19 protein-coding genes are annotated in these 22,634 nt (G+C 32.1%); 6 read left to right on the top strand and 13 right to left on the bottom strand.

The features are described 5' to 3' along the window. Positions 1–21 precede the first annotated feature (21 nt). The 5 genes from lysS to KKC53_05345 all read right to left on the bottom strand — a co-directional run bounded on the left by lysS (position 22) and on the right by KKC53_05345 (position 4,156). Positions 22–1,524 (bottom strand): lysine--tRNA ligase, encoded by a 1,503-nt coding sequence (lysS, locus tag KKC53_05365; GenBank protein ID MBU2598585.1) that lies wholly within the window; start codon positions 1,522–1,524, stop codon positions 22–24. After that, positions 1,502–1,696, bottom strand: coding sequence for a GreA/GreB family elongation factor (locus KKC53_05360; protein MBU2598584.1), 195 nt, complete (start codon positions 1,694–1,696; stop codon positions 1,502–1,504). The genes lysS and KKC53_05360 overlap by 23 nt, the downstream gene beginning before the upstream one ends. Next, positions 1,671–2,645 (bottom strand): quinate 5-dehydrogenase, encoded by a 975-nt coding sequence (locus KKC53_05355; GenBank protein ID MBU2598583.1) that lies wholly within the window; start codon positions 2,643–2,645, stop codon positions 1,671–1,673. The genes KKC53_05360 and KKC53_05355 overlap by 26 nt, the downstream gene beginning before the upstream one ends. After that, positions 2,642–3,418 carry a type III pantothenate kinase gene (locus KKC53_05350; protein ID MBU2598582.1) on the bottom strand — a complete coding sequence of 259 codons (777 nt, stop codon included), beginning with the start codon at positions 3,416–3,418 and terminating at the stop codon, positions 2,642–2,644. The genes KKC53_05355 and KKC53_05350 overlap by 4 nt, the downstream gene beginning before the upstream one ends. Positions 3,419–3,526: 108 nt before the next feature. After that, on the bottom strand, positions 3,527–4,156 hold the full coding sequence (locus KKC53_05345) for a DedA family protein (GenBank protein ID MBU2598581.1): 630 nt from the start codon (positions 4,154–4,156) through the stop codon (positions 3,527–3,529). Between the two features lie 435 nt (positions 4,157–4,591). On the opposite strand from KKC53_05345, the gene KKC53_05340 reads away from it, so the two are divergent. From KKC53_05340 to KKC53_05315, 6 genes are read left to right on the top strand one after another with little or no spacing between them, the layout of a single operon-like run. After that, positions 4,592–5,659, top strand: coding sequence for a BMP family ABC transporter substrate-binding protein (locus KKC53_05340; protein MBU2598580.1), 1,068 nt, complete (start codon positions 4,592–4,594; stop codon positions 5,657–5,659). 55 nt (positions 5,660–5,714) lie between these two features. Then, positions 5,715–7,250, top strand: a complete 1,536-nt coding sequence (locus tag KKC53_05335) for an ABC transporter ATP-binding protein (protein ID MBU2598579.1) — start codon at positions 5,715–5,717, stop codon at positions 7,248–7,250. Next, positions 7,243–8,319, top strand: coding sequence for an ABC transporter permease (locus tag KKC53_05330; GenBank protein MBU2598578.1), 1,077 nt, complete (start codon positions 7,243–7,245; stop codon positions 8,317–8,319). Before KKC53_05335 ends, KKC53_05330 begins: the two co-directional genes overlap by 8 nt. Next, positions 8,303–9,244: an ABC transporter permease gene (locus KKC53_05325; protein MBU2598577.1), complete on the top strand. Its 942-nt coding sequence runs from the start codon at positions 8,303–8,305 to the stop codon at positions 9,242–9,244. The genes KKC53_05330 and KKC53_05325 overlap by 17 nt, the downstream gene beginning before the upstream one ends. Continuing rightward, the gene (locus KKC53_05320; GenBank protein MBU2598576.1) at positions 9,241–10,194 is read left to right on the top strand and encodes a nucleoside hydrolase; all 954 of its coding nucleotides are present in this window, start codon (positions 9,241–9,243) and stop codon (positions 10,192–10,194) included. The genes KKC53_05325 and KKC53_05320 overlap by 4 nt, the downstream gene beginning before the upstream one ends. Next, positions 10,191–11,483 (top strand): amidohydrolase, encoded by a 1,293-nt coding sequence (locus KKC53_05315; GenBank protein ID MBU2598575.1) that lies wholly within the window; start codon positions 10,191–10,193, stop codon positions 11,481–11,483. Before KKC53_05320 ends, KKC53_05315 begins: the two co-directional genes overlap by 4 nt. Before the next feature lie 100 nt (positions 11,484–11,583). Here KKC53_05315 and rbsK read toward each other — a convergent pair whose 3' ends face one another. The 8 genes from rbsK to KKC53_05275 all read right to left on the bottom strand — a co-directional run bounded on the left by rbsK (position 11,584) and on the right by KKC53_05275 (position 22,482). Continuing rightward, positions 11,584–12,504 carry a ribokinase gene (gene rbsK / locus KKC53_05310; protein MBU2598574.1) on the bottom strand — a complete coding sequence of 307 codons (921 nt, stop codon included), beginning with the start codon at positions 12,502–12,504 and terminating at the stop codon, positions 11,584–11,586. A 60-nt stretch (positions 12,505–12,564) separates the two neighbouring features. Next, complete coding sequence (gene ftsH / locus KKC53_05305; protein ID MBU2598573.1) at positions 12,565–14,490, bottom strand: ATP-dependent zinc metalloprotease FtsH; 1,926 nt, start codon at positions 14,488–14,490, stop codon at positions 12,565–12,567. Between the two features lie 169 nt (positions 14,491–14,659). Next, positions 14,660–15,187 (bottom strand): hypoxanthine phosphoribosyltransferase, encoded by a 528-nt coding sequence (gene hpt, locus KKC53_05300; GenBank protein ID MBU2598572.1) that lies wholly within the window; start codon positions 15,185–15,187, stop codon positions 14,660–14,662. Between the two features lie 76 nt (positions 15,188–15,263). Continuing rightward, positions 15,264–16,664: a tRNA lysidine(34) synthetase TilS gene (tilS, locus tag KKC53_05295; protein MBU2598571.1), complete on the bottom strand. Its 1,401-nt coding sequence runs from the start codon at positions 16,662–16,664 to the stop codon at positions 15,264–15,266. 101 nt (positions 16,665–16,765) lie between these two features. Further along, the gene (locus KKC53_05290) at positions 16,766–17,389 is read right to left on the bottom strand and encodes a glycerol-3-phosphate acyltransferase (protein MBU2598570.1); all 624 of its coding nucleotides are present in this window, start codon (positions 17,387–17,389) and stop codon (positions 16,766–16,768) included. A 166-nt stretch (positions 17,390–17,555) separates the two neighbouring features. Beyond that, the gene (galT, locus tag KKC53_05285; protein MBU2598569.1) at positions 17,556–18,554 is read right to left on the bottom strand and encodes a galactose-1-phosphate uridylyltransferase; all 999 of its coding nucleotides are present in this window, start codon (positions 18,552–18,554) and stop codon (positions 17,556–17,558) included. Between the two features lie 173 nt (positions 18,555–18,727). Then, complete coding sequence (locus tag KKC53_05280) at positions 18,728–19,084, bottom strand: response regulator (protein MBU2598568.1); 357 nt, start codon at positions 19,082–19,084, stop codon at positions 18,728–18,730. A gap of 92 nt (positions 19,085–19,176) precedes the next feature. Then, complete coding sequence (locus tag KKC53_05275; protein MBU2598567.1) at positions 19,177–22,482, bottom strand: GAF domain-containing protein; 3,306 nt, start codon at positions 22,480–22,482, stop codon at positions 19,177–19,179. Between the last annotated feature and the right edge of the window lie 152 nt (positions 22,483–22,634).

The raw sequence follows: 22,634 nt of genomic DNA, 5'->3' as shown, positions 1-22,634 counted from the left end.
AAGCTTAAGTAAATGTTAAACTTACTTTTTTGATCTCATGTGTGGAAATAGTATTACATCTCTTATTGATGCAGAATCAGTCATTATCATCACCAATCTATCAACTCCTATTCCTAATCCTCCAGTAGGTGGCATACCGTATTCAAGGGCTCTAATAAAATCTTCATCCAACTCAGTTTCTATTTCTTCAGTATATAGCTGCTGTTCGAAACGAATTCTTTGATCAAGCGGATCAGTTAATTCAGAAAATGCATTTGCTATTTCAATTCCACCAATAAAAAGCTCAAACCTTTCAGTAAGATTTGGGTTTTTAGAATGCTCTCTTGCAAGAGGGGATACTTCTTTAGGATAGTCTGTTATAAATGTAGGTTGTATAATTTTATTTTCGACTTTCTTTTCAAAAATTCTATTAATAATTCCTCCAACTCCTAATTTTTCATCAAAATCAATACCAATTTCATCTGCAATCTTTGACACCTTATTTCTTGTCATTTCAAAAGACAGTTTAACACCTGCAAATTTTTCTATTGAATCTAAAACAGTCATCTCTCTCCATGGAGGATTAATATCTATTTCATTTTCCTGATAAGATATTTTTCTACCTTTTATTAAATTATCTATAATATATAGAATAATTTTTTGAGTTAAATTCATCATCTCTCTATAATCAACAAATGCCTGATAAACTTCAAGCATTGTAAATTCAGGATTATGTCTATAAGAAATTCCTTCATTTCTAAAGTTTCTATTTAGTTCAAATATTTTTTCGTATCCACCAATTATCAGTCTTTTCAAATAAAGCTCGGGAGCAATTCTTAAAAAAAGGTTCATATCTAATGTATCGTGATGGGTCTTAAACGGCTTTGCTGTAGCTCCTCCAGGTATAGACTGAAGCATTGGAGTTTCAAATTCTATAAATCCTTCTGAAATAAGAAATTGCCTTATTAAGTTTATGATTTTACTTCTTTTTGTGAATGTTTCTTTAACTTTAGGGTTTGAAATTAAGTCAATATAACGATATCTATATCGAACTTCTTTATCTTTCAAACCATGCCATTTTTCTGGTAGTGGTCTTAATGATTTTGTTAACAGAGTTAACTTATCAACCATCATGGAAAGCTCACCTCTTGCCGTTCTTGTTGGATATCCTTCGGTACTTATCCAATCACCAATATCAAGTAAGTCAAAAAAATCATAAATATCGCCTATTCTCTTTTTATCCAAATATAGTTGAATATCTCCAGTTTGGTCTCTAATATCAGCAAAGGTTAATTTGCCATGTTTTCTTATAGCTATAATTCTTCCACATATACTGATACTTTCCTGTTTGCTCTCTCCGGGTTTTAGATAACTATATAGCTCTATGACTTCTCCTATTCTATTTTTACAATCATGTTTTGATACAAATGCATCTTTACCAGATTCAATAATCTGTTTTGCCTTTTTATATCTTGATATAACATCTGAAGACATAGCTTTATTTTTTAATAAATCTTTTAGTTTATTGGATTTCCATAATTTCATATTTAAATTCTCTTTGAGGTGTTTTAACCTTTATTTTATCTCCAATTCTTTTATGATAGATACCTTCCCCAATTCTTCTGGCAATCTCCAATCTTCTCTTTTTTATAAGATGGTCCAGTTCTTTTTTTAACTTTATGTGTCCTTCTTTAGTTAGAAGTATTTTTTCTTCCATCTCTCTTTGCATGTAAATAATTAATTTTAGGACTGAATTTTAGTTTAGATAGCATATCTCTATAATCATCATGTGTTATTTCTTCAATTGGTTTCTCAATTAATGATACTATAATAGCATCAATAACATTTGTTCCAAAATATCTCCCTGAAAACTCTGGTGTTACTGTCACTAAAATATCAAGATTTCTTCTCTTTAATTCGTTTATATCATCGAGAGTTATCGTGTTTGTAATTATCATCTTCCCAGCTAAATTGTCGGGCATATATTTTTTAATAAAGTGAAAATCACCTGCTATTATATCTGCATTTAAATAATATTTCTCATATTTTTTAATAGATGGTTTCTCCTGTTCAGACCCTATTGGATATAGCAGTTTAAAAGGTAATTTGGTTAAAATTGGCAATAACAATTTTGCAATCATTTTTAGGGTCTTCATCTTCCTTATAGGAATTGGTATACCCAAACCAAAAATAAAGTCACCAAAAAGCATTTTGCAACCTGCATTATAAAGTGCTTCAGCTAAACCAAATCTATCTACTGCACTCGTCATAAGCACCTTTTTCCCTTTCAATTGAATTCCTGCTTGATTTAAGACCCCAACTACATCCCTCTCTAAAGTATTTTTTATCCCACTACCATCCACTACTGGAGTATTTGATACTGCATTTTTTAGCTTTAATGCATCTCTTATAAGATATTTTTTCTCACCAGCCCAAAGACAAAGATCTATTCCACCTAATCCGAAGGCATTAACTTTTCCATCCATCTGCTTTAAAAGCTCTATAGCTTTTTTAATATCTCCATCTGTTCCAATTCTTTCAATTTTAAATTTTTTCCCAAGTAGTTCAGCATACGCTTTGTGATCTCTCTTAGAAGAACCCAAGCTTATACTAACTACACTTTTATCAATCTTTCGCTCTTTCTCTTCATTACTTATGTAATTCATTGCTTTTTCCCTTTGTTTTTCTCATATAGTATTTCTAATCCTTTTAAAGTAAGATCTAAGTCATGAATAAATTTATAGGAGCTATTTTCAACAATCATTCTTGATAGACCACCAGTTGTTATTAGTATTGGTTTTTCTTTTAACTGATCTTCTATCTTTCTTAAAATGTAATCAACCTGCCCAATAACTCCCCAGAATATACCAGATTGAATACTTCTTACAGTACTATTTCCAATCACAGATGGTGGTTTCTTTAATTCAACATCAAAAAGTTTTGCTGCACTTCTAAAGAGAGCCTTAGCTGAAACCTCCATTCCTGGAGCTATTACTCCCCCTAAATATTCACCTTTAGAGGATATAACATCAAAAGTGGTAGCTGTTCCCATATCTACTATTACACAAGGAACTCCGTATATCTCCTTTGCAGCAACTGCATTAGCAATTCTATCAGCCCCTACATCTACTGGTCTTTTATATAGAATTTCCATTCCAGTTTCAAACTCACCAGTTACTAATAATATATCAACATCAAAATAACGTCTACATGCTTTAATTAATTGATCTTCAACCCCTGGTACTACACAACAAGCGATTGCAGAGTCTATATCTTTTATATCAATTTCTTCTATTTCCATTAATTTAACCAACATTAATCCTATTTCATCACCAGTTTTTATTTTTGGAGTATAAATCCTCCAGGAAGTAATTATCTCATCATTTTTTATAACACCCATAACCGTTTGAGTATTTCCCACATCTATTGCAAGTAACATTTTCTTCTCCAATAAATATCAAATTTAATTAGTTTATTTTATTTTTATATTCCCTCTTAAAAGAAGGGTTCTTAAACAGTAATTTAATGTAGCTAATATCTTAGCTACTTACTTAACTTTCTTATTTCTAAATAAATAATCTCTTAACCACCTGCGCCAAATATACCATAACAATATCATAAATATTATAATGGCTAAAGTTACCCATCCAATTTTATGAATTATAGAAAGTATCAAATCCATATTTTTTCCAAAATAATATCCAAAAAGACAATTCCCCAAGCCCCAGGTAATAGCTCCAATAGCATTATAAAGGAAAAATTTTGGATAGTTCATTCCATTTACACCAGCTAAAAATGCTGTAAAGGTTCTTAAAAAAGCTGTCCATCTACCAATTATTACAGTTTTAGCTCCATGCTTTTCATAGAAATTTTCAGCTTTTTTAAGCTTTTCCTCTGAGATCCTAATTTTTGGTCCATATTTAACTAAAACAGGTCTTCCACCTTTTTTTCCTAAAAAATAAGCAAAGTTATCACCTAAAAAAGCTCCTATAATAACCACTGGAATTAATACATAAATATTTAAAATGCCCATAGAAGCTACAAAACTTGCTGTTAGAAGTATAGTCTCACCAGGAATTAATAATCCAATAAATGCACCATTTTCCAATGCAACTGCTAAAAAGACAAAAATGTATCCATATTTAGATATAAATTCTAATATTGCTTCATATGCCACAAAATTCTCCAAACCATTCTTAGTTACTATTTTAAATACATATTATAAACTAAGTTAAAATATTTATTTAAAATTATCTATCCAAAAATATCTAATTACATGAAATGAATCAAATTTAAAGAAGAATTTTCTATTTATAATTTTAATTCTTTATGAAGTATTTTTAAATTTAAAAGTGCTATTGGACTTCATCCAAATACTGAACTCCAGTTTTAAAAAATAAATGTCTTAATCCTCATTCATTGTTTGTTTAAATAATTCTTAAGTTAGAAAGGCTAGGGATATACAAATCGAGTTAAATTATACTAATTTTTATGGAAATGATATAACATATTAATTAAGAGAAACGAACAAAAACTTAAAACTTGACAAACTGAAAAGTACTCATATATTATAATAAACTAATACAAATATAAATTAAAAAGGAGGAAAAATATGAAAAAAGCATGGTTGCTTATGCTAATTATCCTGATTGCTTTTACAGGAATTAGCTTTACGTCATGCCAACCAACTGAAGAGGCAAAACCAGAGGAAGAGAAAGTTAAAGTGGTTCTCTATGTGAATGGAACCCTTGGTGATAAATCATTCTTCGATTCTGCACATAGAGGAGTTGAGCAAGCGATAAAAGATTTAGGAATTGAAGGAAAAACTATTGAGGGTGGTTATGATCCAGCAAGTTGGGAACCAGATATTGTGCAACTTGCAGAAGGAGACTGGGATATAATTATTGCTGGGACCTGGCAGTTACAGGAAATTCTGGAGAAAATTGCTCCAGAACATCCGGAGAAGAAATTTTTTACCTATGATACTTCAGTAGATTATACCAAGCCTAATCTTGACAATGTATATTCAATCCTTTATAGCCAAAATGAGGGGTCCTTCTTAGTAGGGGCTCTCGCAGCAATGGTAACATCTTCAGATATGCCTCTTGCAAATCCAGAAAAAATTATAGGCTTTCTTGGAGGAATGGATATCGACGTAATAAATGACTTTAAGGTGGGATATGAGCAGGGAGCCAAATACATAGATCCAGATGTCAAAGTACTTGTTTCCTATGCTAACTCATTCAGTGATGCTGCTCTTGGGAAAGAGTTAGTGCTTGCACAGTATGAACAGGGAGCAGATATTGCATTTAATGTAGCTGGTGAAACTGGACTGGGTCTTCTTGATGCTGCAAAGGATAAAAAACGTTATGCAATAGGTGTTGATTCAGACCAATACTTGCTTTTTGAAGATAGTAATCCAGAAAAAGCGTCATATATCGTAACCTCGATGATGAAAAATGTTGATTACTCTATATTCAGAGCAATAAAACTTCATCTTGAAGGCACACTATCATATGGTAAAGCAGATCAATTAGGAGTAAAAGAAGGTGGAGTTGGTGTTGCTGATAATGAGAATTACAAAGATCTTATTTCCGAAGAGTTCAGGACTAAGATAAAAGAACTTGAAGATAAGATTTTAAGTGGAGAAATTATAGTAGATACGGTTTTTGGTGGGTAAATTCATACCTGAGGGACTCTAATCAGAGTCCCTCAAACTTTTCATTTTTAAAACTATGGAAAAAATTCTTGAAGTTAAAGACATTTTAAAAATCTACCCCAATGGTGTTATTGCAAATAAGGATGTAAGTGTAGACATTGAAAAAAATACAATTCATGCAATTGTTGGTGAAAATGGAGCAGGAAAAACTACACTTATGAAAGTCATCTTTGGTATTACCCAGCCTCAGGAAGGTGAAGTCTTTTATAAAGGAGAAAAAATTAATTTAAAAAGTCCTCATGATGCAATAGAAATAGGTATAGGAATGGTTCATCAACATCTGATGCTGGCACCAGATCTAACTGTAGCAGAAAATATGATACTCGGAATAGAACCTTTAAGAGGAAAGATTTTTCTTAACATAGATAAAGCTTTCGAGGTTACCAAAAAGGTATCACAGGATTATGGTTTTAATATCCCAATAGATAAAAAAATAAAAGACCTACCAATTGGCATCAGACAAAGAGTAGAGATATTAAAGGCACTGTTTCGAAATGCTGAACTCTTAATACTTGATGAGCCTACAACTTTTCTTACCCCTCAGGAAATTGATGTTTTGTTTAACACACTAAAGGATTTAAAAAATCATGGAAAAACCATTATTTTCATTTCACATAAACTAAAAGAGGTAAAGCAAATTGCAGACCGAATAACTGTAATGAGTGATGCTAAGATTGTTACTACAAAAGAAGCAAGTGAACTCACCGAGCATGATATTGCTTACCTCATGGTTGGAAGAGATATTAGCTTTGAAAGAATTTCTCCACCTGAAAAAATGGGCAAACCTCTTCTCTCTGTCCAAAACATCTCTTATATAAATGATGAGAATGTTAAACTTCTGAATAACGTATCATTTGATATCAGAGAGAGTGAAATTCTTGGATTAGCTGGCGTTGAAGGAAATGGACAGTCTGAACTTATAAAAATAATAACAGGACTTCTTAAAGCTTCAGAAGGTAATATTTATATAAAGGGGGAAAGTGTTAAAGGATTATCACCAAGAGCAATACGTGAAAGAGGGATAGCTCATATTCCTGAAGATAGAATGGGTTATGGTGTAGCTGACAAAACAAGCTTAGAAGAAAATTTCATTGTTGATAGATATTATAAATCCCCCTTTTCAAAGATATTTAGACTCATATGGAAATATATTACAAATCATAGTAGAAAACTCATTGAACAGTTTGAGATTCTAACTCTGTCTTCAAAAACAACTGTTTCTTCACTCTCAGGGGGAAATATTCAAAAGGTAGTTGTAGCCAGAGAACTCTCATCTGAACATGAGATTGTAATTGCTGCTCAACCCACTCGAGGGATAGATGTTGGTTCCGAAGAACATGTTCATAACCTGTTAAAAAATACACGAGATGCGGGAAAAGCGATTTTCCTTATTTCTGCCGATCTTGATGAAATATTAAAGCTATCAACTAGAATTGTTGTTATTTACAATGGTGAAATTGTAGCTGAATTTACTGATGTGCCAAAAATTTCAGGAAAGGAACTTGGACCATATATGCTTGGAGTAAAAAAACAGGAGGTTACAGTTGGATAAATTCATTCTTAAATATTTCAATCTTATAAGAACTATAATCACTGTAGTAATAGGGATTACTATTAGTGTTTTTATAATATATGTAATGAGCGAAACTCCTGGACTCACTTTACGTACTTTTTTGCTCGGACCTTTTCTTTCAAAAAGCAGAGTTGCAAATATAATTGAATCTGCTTCTCCTGTAATCTTCTGTGGTCTGGCAATTGCAGTTGCATTCCAGGCAGGACAATTCAATATTGGTGCTGAAGGTGCGCTTTTTATAGGTGCATCAGTTGGTACTGCATTCGCTGTTTCCACACATCTGCCAATCTTTATTCACATCCCTCTCACACTACTTGTTGCAGGTATTGTTGGAGCATGCTGGTCGTTTATTCCAGGTATTTTAAAAGCAAAATGGGAGGCAAGTGAACTTATATCTTCTCTCATGTTGAATTATGTTGCATATTTTCTAGGGTTATACTTGATAAACCATCACTTCAGAGATAAGGGTGCCGGTTACCTTGTTTCTTATAAACTGCCTGAAACTGCCTGGCTTAATCAATTTATTGGTGGAACCCGAATACACTGGGGGATTATTCTCTCATTAACCTTTGCATTTCTTGTCTACTACTTCCTTTACCATACTACTTTAGGATATGAGATTCGTACCACAGGATTTAATCTGAGATTCGCACAATTCGGAGGGATAAATGTATTTAAGATTATTATTCTATCCCAGGTTATCTCTGGTTTTATAGCAGGTTTAGGTGGAATGACAGAGGTTATGGGCATACACAGAAGATTCAACTGGCAGTTAAGTCCTGGTTATGGCTGGGATGGAATAGTTGTAGCTATTATTGGAAGAAATCATCCACTATTAATAATAGTTGCTTCGCTATTTCTTTCCTATCTCAGTATCGGGGGTCAGGTTTTGAATCTCCTGTCCGATATACCATCAGAAATTATTGAAGTTATTCAGTCAATTATTATCCTTCTTATAACAGCGGAGGCTTTCTTAAGTCAATGGAAATACAGAATTACAGTTCGAGAAGCTGCAAAGAAGGGGGTTGCTTATGAACCCACTTCTTAGGAGCATTTTCTCACCGGAATTTGGTTTTGCTATACTCAGGGTTATGACACCTCTTCTCTTTGCTGCTCTTGGAGTAGCAATATCTGAGATGGCAGGTTCTATTAATATAGCTCTTGAAGGAATTATGCTTGTATCTGCTTTTACAGGAGTTGTGGTAAGTGCATTTACGGGAAGTTTAATTATTGCTCTGTTTGCTGGATTGATTGCAGGTATAATTCTGGCAGCTATACTGGGTTATTTTCACCTGAAACTAAAAGCAGACATAATTCTGGCTGCAATCGCTTTAAATATGTTTGCCTCAGGAATTACAATCTTTTTTACCTTTATATTTGCTCATGATAAAGGAACCACAAGTTCCCTTAGAAGTTTGGTATTTCCTGATATTCATATACCTGTTATTAAATCAATTCCAATTTTAGGAGAAATTTTAAGTGGTCACAATATTCTTACTTATGGTGCACTTTTAGCTGTAGCACTTTACCACATAATAATATTTAAAACTCCCCTCGGATTAAGAATAAGAGCAGTGGGGCAGAATCCGGATGCTGCTGAGTCTGTTGGTATTAACGTAAACAGAATAAAACTATATGCACTGTTACTTTCTGGATTTTTTGGCGCTTTTGGAGGGCTCTATCTTGCGATGGGTTATGTATCTTGGTTTGCTCGGGATATGACTTCAGGTCGGGGATTTATTGCAATTGCTATTACTACTCTTGGTGGATATCTCCCTATAGGTACATTTCTTGCTTCATTACTCTTTGGCACAGTTAATGCTTTGGCTATTTATATTGCATCATTACAGATTCCATCTGAATTTGTCTCACTTATCCCTTACCTGGTTACAGTAATCGTATTGGCTGTTTATTCAGTTCAAGCACGTAGAAAAAAGGCGAGGAAACCTACAAAAGCCAAGGGGGCTGTATGAAAAAAATAATATTGGATTGTGACCCAGGTCATGATGACATGGTAGCAATTATACTTGCGTGTTCTTCCGATGAAATAGATTTAATGGGAATTACAACAGTAGCAGGTAATCAGACAGGTGATAAGACCTTTATAAATACTTTAAAAGTTCTAACTCTTATCAATAGAATTGATATACCAGTTGCCAGAGGATTTGATAAGCCAATTTTTAGAAAACTTACTGTTGCTCCAAGAATCCATGGAGTGTCAGGCTTAGATGGTGCATATCTACCAGAGCCAGATATCAAACTCTTAGAAAGGGTTAAAACTCTTGACATTCATGCTGTAGATTTTATTATAAAATCAGTAAAGGAATCCGATGAAAAAGTAACCATCGTTCCCACCGGACCACTGACCAACATAGCAATTGCCCTATTGAAGGAACCCTTGATAAAAGATAATATCGATAGAATTATACTAATGGGAGGAGCAGTCTATGATTCAAATATAACCCCAGCATCAGAATTTAATATTTATGTTGATCCTGAGGCAGCAAAAATTGTATTTGAATCCGGGATACCAATAACTATGGTTGGTCTTGATGTAACAAATAAAGCGATCTTAACATTTAAGGATATTGAGGAGTTGAATAATTTACAGGGAAGAGTATCTAGAGTAATTGCACCCCTTCTAAAATTTTTTGCTCAGGCAAATAAAGATTTTTTTGGCATAGGTGGTGCTCCACTTCATGATGCGCTGGCTGTTTCCTATATAATAATGCCGGATACAATTAAAACCAAGTACTTAAATGTGACTATTGAAACAGAAGGTAAATATACAAGGGGTCGAACAGTTGTAGATGTTTATAATATAACAGGAAAAGAACCAAATGTGGATGTCGCCTTTGAGGTTAATTCTCTTGCTTTCAAAAAATTAATAATGAATACTATTAAAAAGCTGGACCAGAGATGATTATTAAAAATACAACAATACTTTCATTTTATGACCTTTCAATAAGAAAAAATACTGATATTTTAATAGAAGGAAATAAAATAGAAAAAATTGGGAAGAATTTAGTAGGACCCGGTGAGGTTATTGATGGAAGTAGATTTTACCTTATACCTGGTATGGTTAATGCACATGCTCATACAGCTATGACTTTATTGCGAGGAGCTGCAGAGGATGTAAATATTAATGATTGGTTTAATAAGTATATATGGATCTATGAAAAGAATCTAACTCCAGAGGATGTTTATATAGGTACATTAATTGGTTCTGCTGAAATGCTTCTCTCTGGAGTTACCTTTGTTGCAGATCATTATTTTTATATGGATAAGGCATATCAAGCTTATGAGGAAATCGGAATAAGGGCTGATTTAAGCTGGGCTGTTTTTGGTGTAGGAGATGATTGGGAAGATGAGTTTAACAAAGCTTTAAAATTTACAGAAGATTATAGAGATAAAAATTCCCGTCTTCATGTTTCACTTGGACCTCACTCTCCATACATATGTCCTGATAGTTTCCTTAAAAATGTAGCAGCTAAAGCACAGGAGCTTAACCTAAAGATGCATATACATGTTTCTGAAGAGGAAAACCAAGTTATCAGAAGTTTAAAAGAGAGAAAAATGACCCCAGTTGAAATTCTTAAAAATACAGGAATTTTGAGAGAAGGTACTATTTTAGCACATGCATATTATGCTACAGATAAGGATCTAAAATTAATAAAGCAAAGTAGGAGCGGAATTGCTCATTGTGCAAAAACATATATGAAATTTGGTGATATACATAATTTTCTTCCAAGAGTACTCGAATTCGGAATATCCTGTGGCCTCGGTACTGATGGACCTTGCTCTAACAATACTATGAATATATTTGAAGTGGCAAGGGATGCTGCTCTTCTTGCAAAATCTTCTATGAAAGACCCAGAGATTGCAAAAATTCATGAAATTCTTCCACTTCTTACAAGGGGCGGTGAAGTTCTTGGAATTAAAAATTACGGTGTAATAGAGAAGGGAAGTATTGCTGATCTTGTACTGATTAATCCTAATACTCCCAATATGCATCCCGAGAATAATATCTTTGCAAATATTCTCTATTCTTTAAGTGAAAAGAATATCGATACAGTTATTGTTGATGGAAAAATAGTAGTAAGGAATGGAAAACTTTTAAATATTAATCTTGAGGAGTTGTATAAGCAGTCTGATAAAATTCTCAAAAGATTGGCTCAGAAGGTACAGGGTAAACCTATGCAAGAATATTGAAATTAATTTTTATTAAATTCTTTTAATATTTCTATAATAACTTCAATTCTAAAAATTCTTCTACAATTCTATCTTTTTAGAACTGATTAAATTCAATTTTTTATAGATTTTCTTTCTTAAAATTTATGACATCATCTAAATAAGGGAGTGAGCTCTGTGCTCCTTCTTTTGTAACAGTAAGTGCTCCAACTTTTGAAGCCATATCGATTGCTATATCTATATCTTCATCATTTGCTAATGCAACAGCAATTGCACCAATATAAGCATCTCCAGCTGCCGTTGTGTCCACAGCATTAGCCTTATAAGCATCAAACTTTCTCACTTCTTTTTCAGTAATATATATACTTCCTTTTTCTCCTAAAGTAACAATTATTTTTTTTACTCCCCTTTTTATAAGCTTTCTGGAAGCAGATACAATATCTTTTTCACTTTTTATTTCAATTCCTCCTAATATTTCAACTTCTGTCTCATTGGGAATTAGCAAATCAATATTTTTTATAATCTCATCATCCAATTCCTCTGCAGGGGCAGGATTAAGTATCGTATATTTTCCTAATTCTTTTGATTTAATGAGTGAATGTCTTACTACTTCTAAAGGTACTTCTAATTGAATTACAACTATTTTTGAATCTTTAATAACATCCAATATTTCATCAATATCTTTTTTTGTAATTTTATAATTCGCTCCTGAAATAACTACTATCGAATTATTTGCCTGCTCATCCACAATTATTAAAGCCACTCCTGTAGAACAATTTTTTTCTTTCTTTATATTTTCTACATTTACTCCATTTTTTTTCAGAGAATTTATAAGTATATCTCCAAAGCTATCAAATCCAACTTTTCCTATCATATTCACTTTACCACCAAGCCTCGCCATAGCAACTGCTTGATTTGCACCTTTTCCACCTGGAAATTGCTTGAAATCATATCCTATTACTGTTTCACCAATCTTTGGCATATATTTTGAAGTTGCAACTAAATCCATGTTTAAACTTCCAATAACTGTAATTCTTCCCATTCTTATACTCCTTAGATTAATGAAAAGTTTAAAAGATGTTATAGAGTGGTTAATAAAAAGCTATTTTCCTTCCAAGACTGGTTTAGGAGTTATTAGTGGTTTCTTTCTTTTAATAGTTTCTCTTTTTATAGTATCCTTTTTAATATCTTTTTCAAATTCAGCTTTAGTTTCAATTTCTTCTACTTTTTCTTTTTCATCCTTTAAGAGTTCTTCAATTTCTTCCTTGTTTAATGTCTCTTTTTCTATAAGATTCTGCGCAATTAAATCTAATTTATTTCTATGAGTATTTAAAATATCCCTTGCTTTATTATAAGCATCATCTACTAACTTTCTAATTTCTTTATCTATCTCATAAGCAACCTGTTCACTATAATCAGGATGAGCTGAAAAATCTCTACCCAAGAAAATAGCACCCTGTTTATCTCCAAGTGTTAGTGGACCGATTTTATCACTCATTCCAAATTCACACACCATTTGTCTTGCTATCTTTGTAGATTTTTCAAGATCATTTTGTGCTCCAGTTGTAATTTCATTAAAAACAATTTCCTCTGATGCCCTTCCTCCAAGAAGTTGAGTTAAATTATCTGTTAATTCTGATCGAGAGATTAAATACCTATCCTGTTCAGGTAGTGTTATTGTATATCCCAAAGACATACCCCTTGATATTACAGATATTTTGTGAATGGGGTCAGCATGAGGTAAATAGCAAGCAACAAGAGCATGACCTGCTTCATGATAAGCTATTATCTTTTTCTCCTCATCACTAATAATCCTGCTCTTTTTCTCTGGTCCTGCTATTATTCTCTCTATTGACTGCTGAACTTCCTTCATCGTTATATTCCTTTTGTTATATCTTGCAGTTAATAGTGCGGCTTCATTAAGTAAATTTTCTAGATCTGCACCAGTGAATCCTGGAGTCTGTCTGGCTATAACACTAATATTAACATCATCAGCTGCTGGTTTCCCCTTCATGTGTATCCTTAATATGTCTTCCCTTTCCTTGATATCAGGAATGTTTACCACAATCCGCCTATCAAACCTACCTGTTCTTAGAAGTGCTTGGTCTAAAATATCAGGTCTATTTGTTGCAGCCATAACTATTATTGAGTCATTTATATTAAATCCATCCATCTCTACCAAAAGTTGATTTAATGTTTGTTCTCTCTCATCATGACCTCCACCAATTCCTGCTCCTCTATGCCTACCAACTGCATCTATCTCATCAATAAAGACTATACATGGTTCATTAGCTTTTGCCTGGTCAAATAGATCTCTAACCCTTGATGCACCAACACCTACAAATAGTTCTACAAATTCTGAACCACTTATTTGGAAGAAGGGAACCTTAGCTTCACCAGCAACAGCTCTTGCTAGTAATGTTTTTCCTGATCCAGGAGGTCCATATAAAAGTACACCCTTAGGTATTTTTGCTCCTAAAGCATGAAACTTTGCTGGATTTTCCAAAAATTCTGCAATTTCCTTTAACTCCTCTAAGGTTTCATACAATCCCCCTACATCTTTGAAGGTAATCCCCGGTTGGTCTTTCGCTACTAATTTTGCTTTACTTTTGCCAAATGCCAAAATCTTGCTTCCACTTCCTTGTATCTGACTTAAAAAAAACAACATTATGCCTATCATTAATGCAACTGGGAGAAAATTAATAATCCAGCCAAGCCATTGTGAAGGATTTTCGGCATCAATCTCCACCTTTACATCATTTTCTATCAGAGTCTCAGTAATTTGATAATTCGATGGAAAAGTTAGCGTAAATTTTGTCCCATTCTTTAAGATCCCATTAATAGTCTGGCTTTTATCCATAATCAATACTTCCTGCACCTCACCTGACTTCACTTTTGATTCAAACATACTCAGGGAATAATGAGTAATATCTTGTTTAGTCAACTCTTCAATGGGATTTTTGAGTAAAAATATCAAACTAGCTATTAGCAATAATATAAAAAATATGTTTTTAAATGACTTTCTCAATTGTATCTCCTAATATAAATTTAAAACTGGGTAAAACCCAGTCCGCTCTTTAATTCAAACTCTATCTTTAAGAATATGTTACCATAATCTATTCTTTTTTTCTATTCTCTTAAATAATGGGAGGATTTTATTAGGTGAATATTCTCTTATTTCACATACCTCTCTAATATCAATCTTCTTTAAATACCCTTACTTCTGTTATGTGTCTATAATCCTCTGCAAAATCAAGGCCATAACCTATAACAAATTCTGGTGGTATTACAAATCCCACATACTTTATTTTGACATTAACAACTCTATTTGCAGGTTTATTAATTAACGTACAAACTTCTAAGGATTTAGGATTTCGAGTTTTAAGATTCTTAACTAAATAACTAATCGTCCTCCCCGTATCAACTATATCTTCAATAATTAATACATCCTTTCCCTCTATATTCATATCTAAATCTTTATAGATTCTAACAACTCCCGAGCTTGTGGTACTGTCTCCATAACTGCTTGTAGCCATAAAGTCGAATTTTGCAGGTATAGAGATTTCTTTAGCCAAGTCAGTCACAAACATGAAGGCTCCTCTTAAAATTATTACACATACGAGGTCTTTTCCTTCATAATCCTGAGATATCTGCTTTGCAAGCTCCTTGACTCTCTTTTCTATTTGTTCTTTACTTATAAGAACTTTACCAACTTTTTCGTCCATCTTATTAATCCCCTTTTTCACAAACCCTCCTTTAAATAGTGATGTTAGTAAAATAAAATAAAATATTGAGAATAATTTAGTTTAATTCTTTTACATTAATAATTAAAACCTTCCTTGTCTCTGGCTTTACTTTTACTCTTTCATCTATTCTGTAACCAACAATCCATACAATTTTCTCACTATCAACTAAAATAGGTATTGTTTTTCTCTTCTCCCGAGCAATTTTCTCATCTACAAAGAAATCTTGGAGTTTTTTTCCTTTATCTAATCCAAGAGGTATAAATCTGTCACCAAATTCCCACGGTCTTACATAAAGTTTTGGAATTATACTTTCATAATCCAAATAAGCAGTCGTTTTGTCATCTTTAATTTTAGCATCTTTTCCATCTACAATCTTTGTTTCAATCACTAAGTTTAAGGTTTCTAAAATACAGGTTCCCTCCATAGGAATCTCTTTTTTAAAAAAGATTTTTTGTTTTTCGATTTTTTTAATAACCAAATTTTCTTTATCTTTAACAACCTTCATAAATTTCGGTAGATTAAACTCAAAAAACTCCGTTTCGTTTTTTAAAGAATCTATTATATCCTCAACCGCATTAAATGAAATATCCAAAAGTTCACCTTTTTTCTCCTCTATAGCTAACCTCAGTAGTCTCCTATTTAATGCAGGTGGTAGATTTTTAAGTTCAATTATTGGAATATAAACATCATTATTTTTTCTTTTTGATATTTTATAATAGATCTTTTTGGTTAAGCTATTTAAAAATCTATCCTCCTCTAAATAGATCTTTGAAAAATTTATCAAATTCTTTAAAAAATCTTTTTTACTGATCTCCCTCATTAGGGGAATCAATCTGTTTCTTATAGCGTTTCTGAAGTAATAACTTTCAAGATTTGTTTGATCTACTCTATAATTAATTTTATTTTCGTAACAGAATTTCTCTATTTCATCTCTGAATATATATATAAGCGGTCTAATAAATTTCCCCTGAGTGGGTGAAATTCCTATCATACCTTTTGTACCTGTTCCTCTCATTAATCTCATAAGTATAGTTTCAGCTAAATCATTTGCGTTATGACCTGTCGCTATTTTTGTGATCTTCTCTTGATTAGCAACTTTCTGAATTAGATTCAACCTTAGCTCCCTTGCGCCAGTTTCAAATGATAATCCTTTTTCCTTCGCATATTTTTCAGCTGATTTTACATATAAAGTTAAGTTAATTCCCAATTTTTCTGATAATTCCTTAACAAATTTTGCATCAATTGAAGATTTACCCTCTCTTGTTAGATGGTCAAGGTGAAAAAGGTGTAAATTAATATCATAAATATCTTTTAATTTTAAAAGGATATGTAGTAAAGCCATAGAGTCAGGCCCTGCAGAAATTGAAACTAAAACCTTATCACCACTAATTAGCATATTATATTCATCTATTGTTTCTTTTACCTTATTCACAAGATCAGTTTTTTCAATCATCATTTTTTCTTATTCAGAATTTTAAGATTAAGGATTAAAAAACTAAAATTTTTATTGCTGGTATTTTTTATTTTTTCTCAATTTATCCTGTGATTACTAATTTTTTATGTTGAAACCTTTTTTCTTTTTTCAAAGGACCTTTTAAGATCAAAACGTATTTTATAAATTACAATAATTGCCAAAATTAAAACTAATGTTGCTTCTAAAAAGGATTTTCTAAAATATAAAAAAGAAAAAGGTCCTATAATATAAGCTACCATGGCTCCAATATAGAAATCTTTAAAAAATATAAGTGTTAATATAAATCCAATTATTGAGGGAATAAGAACCAATGGATTAAGATTGGGATTGAGATTAGCATTAAGAATAAGAGCTAATAAGGCACCAACATTTGTAGCTACCCCCTTTCCACCTGTAAGCTTCAAAAATATTGACCAATTATGACCAGCAACTGAAGCTACTGCTACTAAAATAGGAATCCATTTAATTGAGGAATATCTCATTGCCAAATAAGTAGGAATAAAGCCTTTTGCAATATCTAAAATACCTGTTATAATGCCAAGTTTGAGATCAACATTCCTTAAAACATTCATCGTCCCAACATTACCACTTCCAATATCTCTAATATCTTTATTCTTAAACAATTTAACTATAATATAAGCTGGTGGAAATGATCCTGAGATATAACCAAAAATTACCAATAAAATATCAACAATATATTTCACCATAAACTCACCTCCAAATAAAATTATATGATTATTATAATAAAAAAGGTAATTTTAATTAATACAATCTGTTTCTCATAGATGATTTAATCTTATAATATAAATCACAATCTCAAATGGTTCAGGATGATAAGAATAGATCATAATAATACAGAACTGTTTACTTCTGTTATTTATTAAAATTTTTTAAATATTTGGCGCACTCTTCTGGAAGGGTTGTGTTAATTATAGTTCCTGTTCCAAGCTCGAAACCACCAGTTGTTGTAAGTTTAGGAATAATCTCAAAATGCCAGTGGTAATGTTTATGATTATTACGAAGAGGTGCACTATGAAGCCAATAGTTTAAAGGTGGATCGTTCAATCCATCATAGATTTTTTTCATTGTATTTCTTAATATTTTAGAACAATCAACTAAATCATTTTCACCCATATCTGAGAAACTTTCCATATGTTCTTTGGGAATTATCCAGGTTTCAAATGGAAGTTTTGAAGCAAAAGGTTCGAACGCAATAAACTTATCAGTCTCTTCTATTATTCTTTTACCATCTTGTAATTCTTTCTTTATAATTTCACAAAAAACACATTTTTTAAATTTATCAAAATATCTCTTTAACCCATCTAGCTCATCTAATACGAAGTTTGGCACAATTGGTAATCCAAAAAGCTGTGAGTGGGGGTGATCTAAAGATGCCCCTGCTTCTTTTCCATGATTTACTATTATATGAATAAATTTTAAATTTGGGTCTTCAGATAGCTCTTTATATCTTATTAAATATGATTTTAATACTAATTCAATCTGTTTCTCATTCATTAAAGGTAGTAATAAATCATGGTTTGGTGAGTGGATTATTACCTCATGAGCTCCAACTCCATTCATAGTAAAATATATTCCATTTTTAATAAGTTCTGGTTTACCCTCAGGTATAAGTGCTGGAAATTTATTCGGAACTACCCTTACTTTCCATCCAGAACTATTTGGTTCACCATTATCTCTAAAAGCCAAAACTTCAAGAGGAGTCATATATTCATTCCCATAACAAAATGGACATATTGTCTTTTTTTTTGAAACAATTCGTTTTGTTTCTGAGAATGAACGAGGGCGACGTGCTCTTTCGGTAGCTATAATAACCCATTTACCTGTAACAATGTCTTGACGTAATTGAGGCAACTAACTACTCACCATCCTTTTCTCTAAATAGAATTTATTTTTTATATTTAATTCTTTTTATAGATTTGTGGCATGGTTTCGAAGACATTTTAAATTCCCCCTCTCCCTTTCCCTCTCCCACCAAGGGAGAGGATAATTAATCGAGAAATTATGCCCAAATCTTTAATATTTTTTTATTCTTTTTCTAAAAGACTCTTTATTTCCTGTTTTACTTTAGTTAAATCCGATGATTTTACAACATACTTATCAGCAGCCCATGTAGTGAAATTTTGAGAGTATTCCCCATAAGCAGTAAGCATTATTATTGGTATGTCTTTATCTATCTCTCTCATTCTCTGTAGTAATTCCATCCCATCCATATCTGGCATCTTTATATCTATAGTAACCAGATCTGGACGTTCTAATTCAAATTTCTTTAATCCCTCCACTCCATTTTCAGCTACATATACTATATATCCCTCCTCTTCTAATTCAGTTTTATATAACAGTCTTTGATTCTCTTCGTCCTCAACAATTAATATCTTTTTCATAATTCATCCTTTTTTATAACTTTTACATATTAAATATTTTTTTATTTTTAAAATATTTGCAATGAAGTCTCATTGCTAGAAGTTAGGATAGGTTACAAACCTTTTATCTTCACTGCACTTTTTGGTAAAAATACTGTAAATGTTGTGCCCTCTTCTTCTGAACTTTTTAACTCAATTCTTCCATGATGTAGTTCTATAATTCTGCTTGAAACAGAAAGACCCAGTCCAGTTCCTTTGATTTTGGTAGTAAAAAATGGCATAAACATTTTTTCCTTTATATATGGCGGTATTGTTTTACCTCTATTATTTATCATCACAAAATCTTCATTACCCCTGTGTCCTGTTTCAATTTTTATTATCCCCCCAACTGGTGATGCTTCAATTGCATTCTGAAATAAGTTGAAGAATACCTGTTTTAACTGTGATGATGAGCCAAATACAGTTGGAAGAGATTCCATTAATTTTTGTTCTACTTTAATCTCTTTATCTCTACAACTTGTTTTGAGAATATTCGTAATATCCAAAATTATTTTATTTAAGTCTACTAAATCATATTTCTGTTTCTTGGGGCTTGCTATATCCAATACTTCGCCTACTATATTTTCTAATCTCTTTACTTCTTTAATAATAATTGATGTATATTCTCTATCTGTTTCATCATCTTTGTGCTTTTTCTGAAGCCTTCTAACAAACCCGCCAATTGAAACAAGTGGATTTCTTATTTCGTGAGCAACTCCAGCTGAAAGTTCACCCAGCATTGCTAATTGTTCAGAATCCTTAACTCTTTTCTCTAACTTCACTATATCTGTTACATCCTGTATAGATAACACAACTCCAATAACATTCTTTAGAGAATCCTTAAACGGATAAATACTAATATCTGCAATAACTTCTTCATTGTTTGCTAAACAATGAACTTTAGAAAGTTCCTGAGGTTCTCCCTTTGTAGAAGTCTCTTCAATTATACCCGTTAGGTCAAACTCTTCTATTTTTAAGGGAAGTTTCAAGAGGCTTCTTCCAATAATTTCCTTTTTGGATAAACCGATGAAACTTTCAAAACTCGAGTTACAGCTACTTATAATCGTATTTTTATCTATAACAGATATTGCTGATGTTATACTTTCAACTATATTTTCACTATAGTTCTTTAGCTCCTGCAGTTTTATATTAGCCATCTCCATTGAACTTATACTTTCTTTCAATTTTTTATGCACAGTTGCATTATCAATAGCCAATCCTGCCTGATTAGCAAACATAACTAAAAAATTAATATCCTCAACTGCGATGGGTCTTTTATTGAAATGATTATCTACAATAACTACCCCTACTGCTTTATCTCTTGACAGAAGAGGAACTATCGCAAAATCCTCCCAGTCCAATAACTCACCTATCTCATTTTCAATGGGAAATTCTTTAATAGCAATCTTTATATTAAAAGGTTTTTTCTCTAAAAATGCTCTTCCTACTAATTTTTTATCATTAATTAGTATCTTAACTGCTTTAATTCTTTTTGTTAATTCAGTTAAATATTCCTCATCACCCTTTTTTCTATAAAGTATATCTTTTAAAGATAGTTCTTCTTCTGAAACCTGTTGCCATATCTTCCAGGCTTCTTCATAACTTGATGGACCTACTGCGGTTTTCCCCTCTAAAAATTCATTTTTCTCATCAGTTAGTAAAAGAAATGCTCTATTAAAACCAAAGCCATCACCAAATGTAAGACCAGTTAATATCACTTTCAGAACATCATCTAATTCTAATGTTGAACTTGAAGCTCTCATAATCTCGTATAGAATTGAGATTTCTCTTAACCTGTCCTGGTTTATTTTAGCCAGATTTTGAGTATCTTTGAAAAGTCGAGCATTTTCTATGGATATAGCTGCCTGATTTGCAGATATTGTTAGAAGTTTAACCTCATCATCAGTGAATGTTGGTTCATTTTTACTCTTATATACATTTAATACACCTATAACTCTATCCTGATATTTCATTGGAATTGAAAGTAGTGATTTAATTCCTTCCTTAACCATTGAGGGTATATTATAAACTCTATCATCTTTAGTTATATCAGGTAGTAAAAGTGATTCACCTTCAGTTATTACCCAATTTGTGCCATCATCTTTTATCTGTTCTGATCTGCTTTTAACATAATCATCACTGAGTCCTATATATCTAACTGTCTCAAACATCCTTCCAGTCGCATCTATGAGTTTTACAGAGCATTTATCTGCGTGAAGTAATTTTGCATTAAGGTCTAAATAACTATCTAAAACCTTTTCAAAATCTATTGTAGAACTTAATTTATCACTTACCTGAAACAGTAGAGAAAGCTCTTCTACTTTCGACTTTAACTCATAATATAGTTGAGCATTATCAATTGCTAAAGCTGCTTTATTTGCCAGAATTATTAAAAGACGTAAATCCTCTTCATCAAAAGTACCCTCTGGAGAAATTGGAGTTGTAAGTTTATTATAAAGGCTGATAGTTCCTATTACTTCATCTTTGATTAGAATTAGTGTGCAGATTTCTGTCTTTACCATTGACTCGGGTGGATGAATAAATCTTTCATCACCAATAACATCGTTAGTAATGACTGATTGCCTTTCTTTCGCAACCCAGCCTGCAATTCCTTCTCCTAACTTTAAATCAGGAATTATCTTGCTCTCATAAGGCATCCCTAAACTAGCTTTTCTTATTAAAATATTGGAATCTGAATCTAAAAGACGAATTATTCCACCTTCACATCTCACTATTTCAGAACTTATTTTAAGAATTAAATCTAAAAGTTCTTGAAGTTCCATAGTTGATGATAAGGCAGTGGATATCTCCTCAATCGTTGAGAGTTCTTTCACCCTGCGGAGAGCTCTATTATAAATTTGAGCATCACTTATAGCTCCAGAAATATAACTTGCTATTGTTTGAAGTATTTTAACTTCTCTGTCAGTAAAATGGTATAGTTTTATTGTATTAACATTCATTACACCTATTAGCTTGTCAAAGCTTATAAGAGGTATAGATAGATGAGAAGTAAATATCTCCTCCTTTGTCTCAGGAAAATATTTAAATTTAGGATGCTTTTTAACTTCTGGTATCATCAGTGGTTTTCTTATTTCTGCACATGTCCCAGTTACTCCTTCACCTATATCTAATTTAACTTTCATGATTGAATTAGGGTCAAGACCATCAGTTGCTTCCAAAATCAGTTTTTCTGTTTGCTCATTGTATAGAAATATAGAGCACACATCTACTTTAAGCAGCCCTTTTGTCAGCTTTACAATCTGCTCAAGTCTTTTATTTAAGTCTAACCTGGATGTCGCAATCTGACCTATCTGGCTTAAGGCATAAATGTATTCATCCTCTATAGGAATTTCTTTTAACTTTTTAGAATTATCCTGCATAAAATCCACCATAATTTATTTTGATAATATTGATTCATTATATAGTTTAACATATTCTTTAGCTGATTTATTCCACGAAAAATCCTGTTCCATTGCCCTTCTGACAATTCTACCCCACCTCTTTTTATCTTTAAACACATCAATTGCTCTTT

It is taken from the genome of Actinomycetota bacterium (assembly GCA_018830725.1).
Classification (GTDB): Bacteria; Actinomycetota; Humimicrobiia; order JAHJRV01; family JAHJRV01; genus JAHJRV01.
The sequence above is the reverse complement of the archived record's forward strand: the minus strand, read 5'-3'. Positions and strand labels throughout refer to the sequence as shown.

Bases quoted from the DNA above. Each gene is read 5' to 3' on its own strand.
- lysS (MBU2598585.1), bottom strand. From the start codon at position 1,524: ATGAAATTATGGAAATCCAATAAACTAAAAGATTTATTAAAAAATAAA.
- KKC53_05360 (MBU2598584.1), bottom strand. From the start codon at position 1,696: ATGGAAGAAAAAATACTTCTAACTAAAGAAGGACACATAAAGTTAAAA.
- tilS (MBU2598571.1), bottom strand. From the start codon at position 16,664: ATGATGATTGAAAAAACTGATCTTGTGAATAAGGTAAAAGAAACAATA.
- KKC53_05355 (MBU2598583.1), bottom strand. From the start codon at position 2,645: ATGAATTACATAAGTAATGAAGAGAAAGAGCGAAAGATTGATAAAAGT.
- KKC53_05280 (MBU2598568.1), bottom strand. From the start codon at position 19,084: ATGAAAAAGATATTAATTGTTGAGGACGAAGAGAATCAAAGACTGTTA.
- rbsK (MBU2598574.1), bottom strand. From the start codon at position 12,504: ATGGGAAGAATTACAGTTATTGGAAGTTTAAACATGGATTTAGTTGCA.
- KKC53_05350 (MBU2598582.1), bottom strand. From the start codon at position 3,418: ATGTTACTTGCAATAGATGTGGGAAATACTCAAACGGTTATGGGTGTT.
- KKC53_05290 (MBU2598570.1), bottom strand. From the start codon at position 17,389: ATGGTGAAATATATTGTTGATATTTTATTGGTAATTTTTGGTTATATC.
- KKC53_05275 (MBU2598567.1), bottom strand. From the start codon at position 22,482: ATGCAGGATAATTCTAAAAAGTTAAAAGAAATTCCTATAGAGGATGAA.
- KKC53_05325 (MBU2598577.1), top strand. From the start codon at position 8,303: ATGAACCCACTTCTTAGGAGCATTTTCTCACCGGAATTTGGTTTTGCT.
- KKC53_05315 (MBU2598575.1), top strand. From the start codon at position 10,191: ATGATTATTAAAAATACAACAATACTTTCATTTTATGACCTTTCAATA.
- hpt (MBU2598572.1), bottom strand. From the start codon at position 15,187: ATGGACGAAAAAGTTGGTAAAGTTCTTATAAGTAAAGAACAAATAGAA.
- KKC53_05320 (MBU2598576.1), top strand. From the start codon at position 9,241: ATGAAAAAAATAATATTGGATTGTGACCCAGGTCATGATGACATGGTA.
- KKC53_05335 (MBU2598579.1), top strand. From the start codon at position 5,715: ATGGAAAAAATTCTTGAAGTTAAAGACATTTTAAAAATCTACCCCAAT.
- KKC53_05340 (MBU2598580.1), top strand. From the start codon at position 4,592: ATGAAAAAAGCATGGTTGCTTATGCTAATTATCCTGATTGCTTTTACA.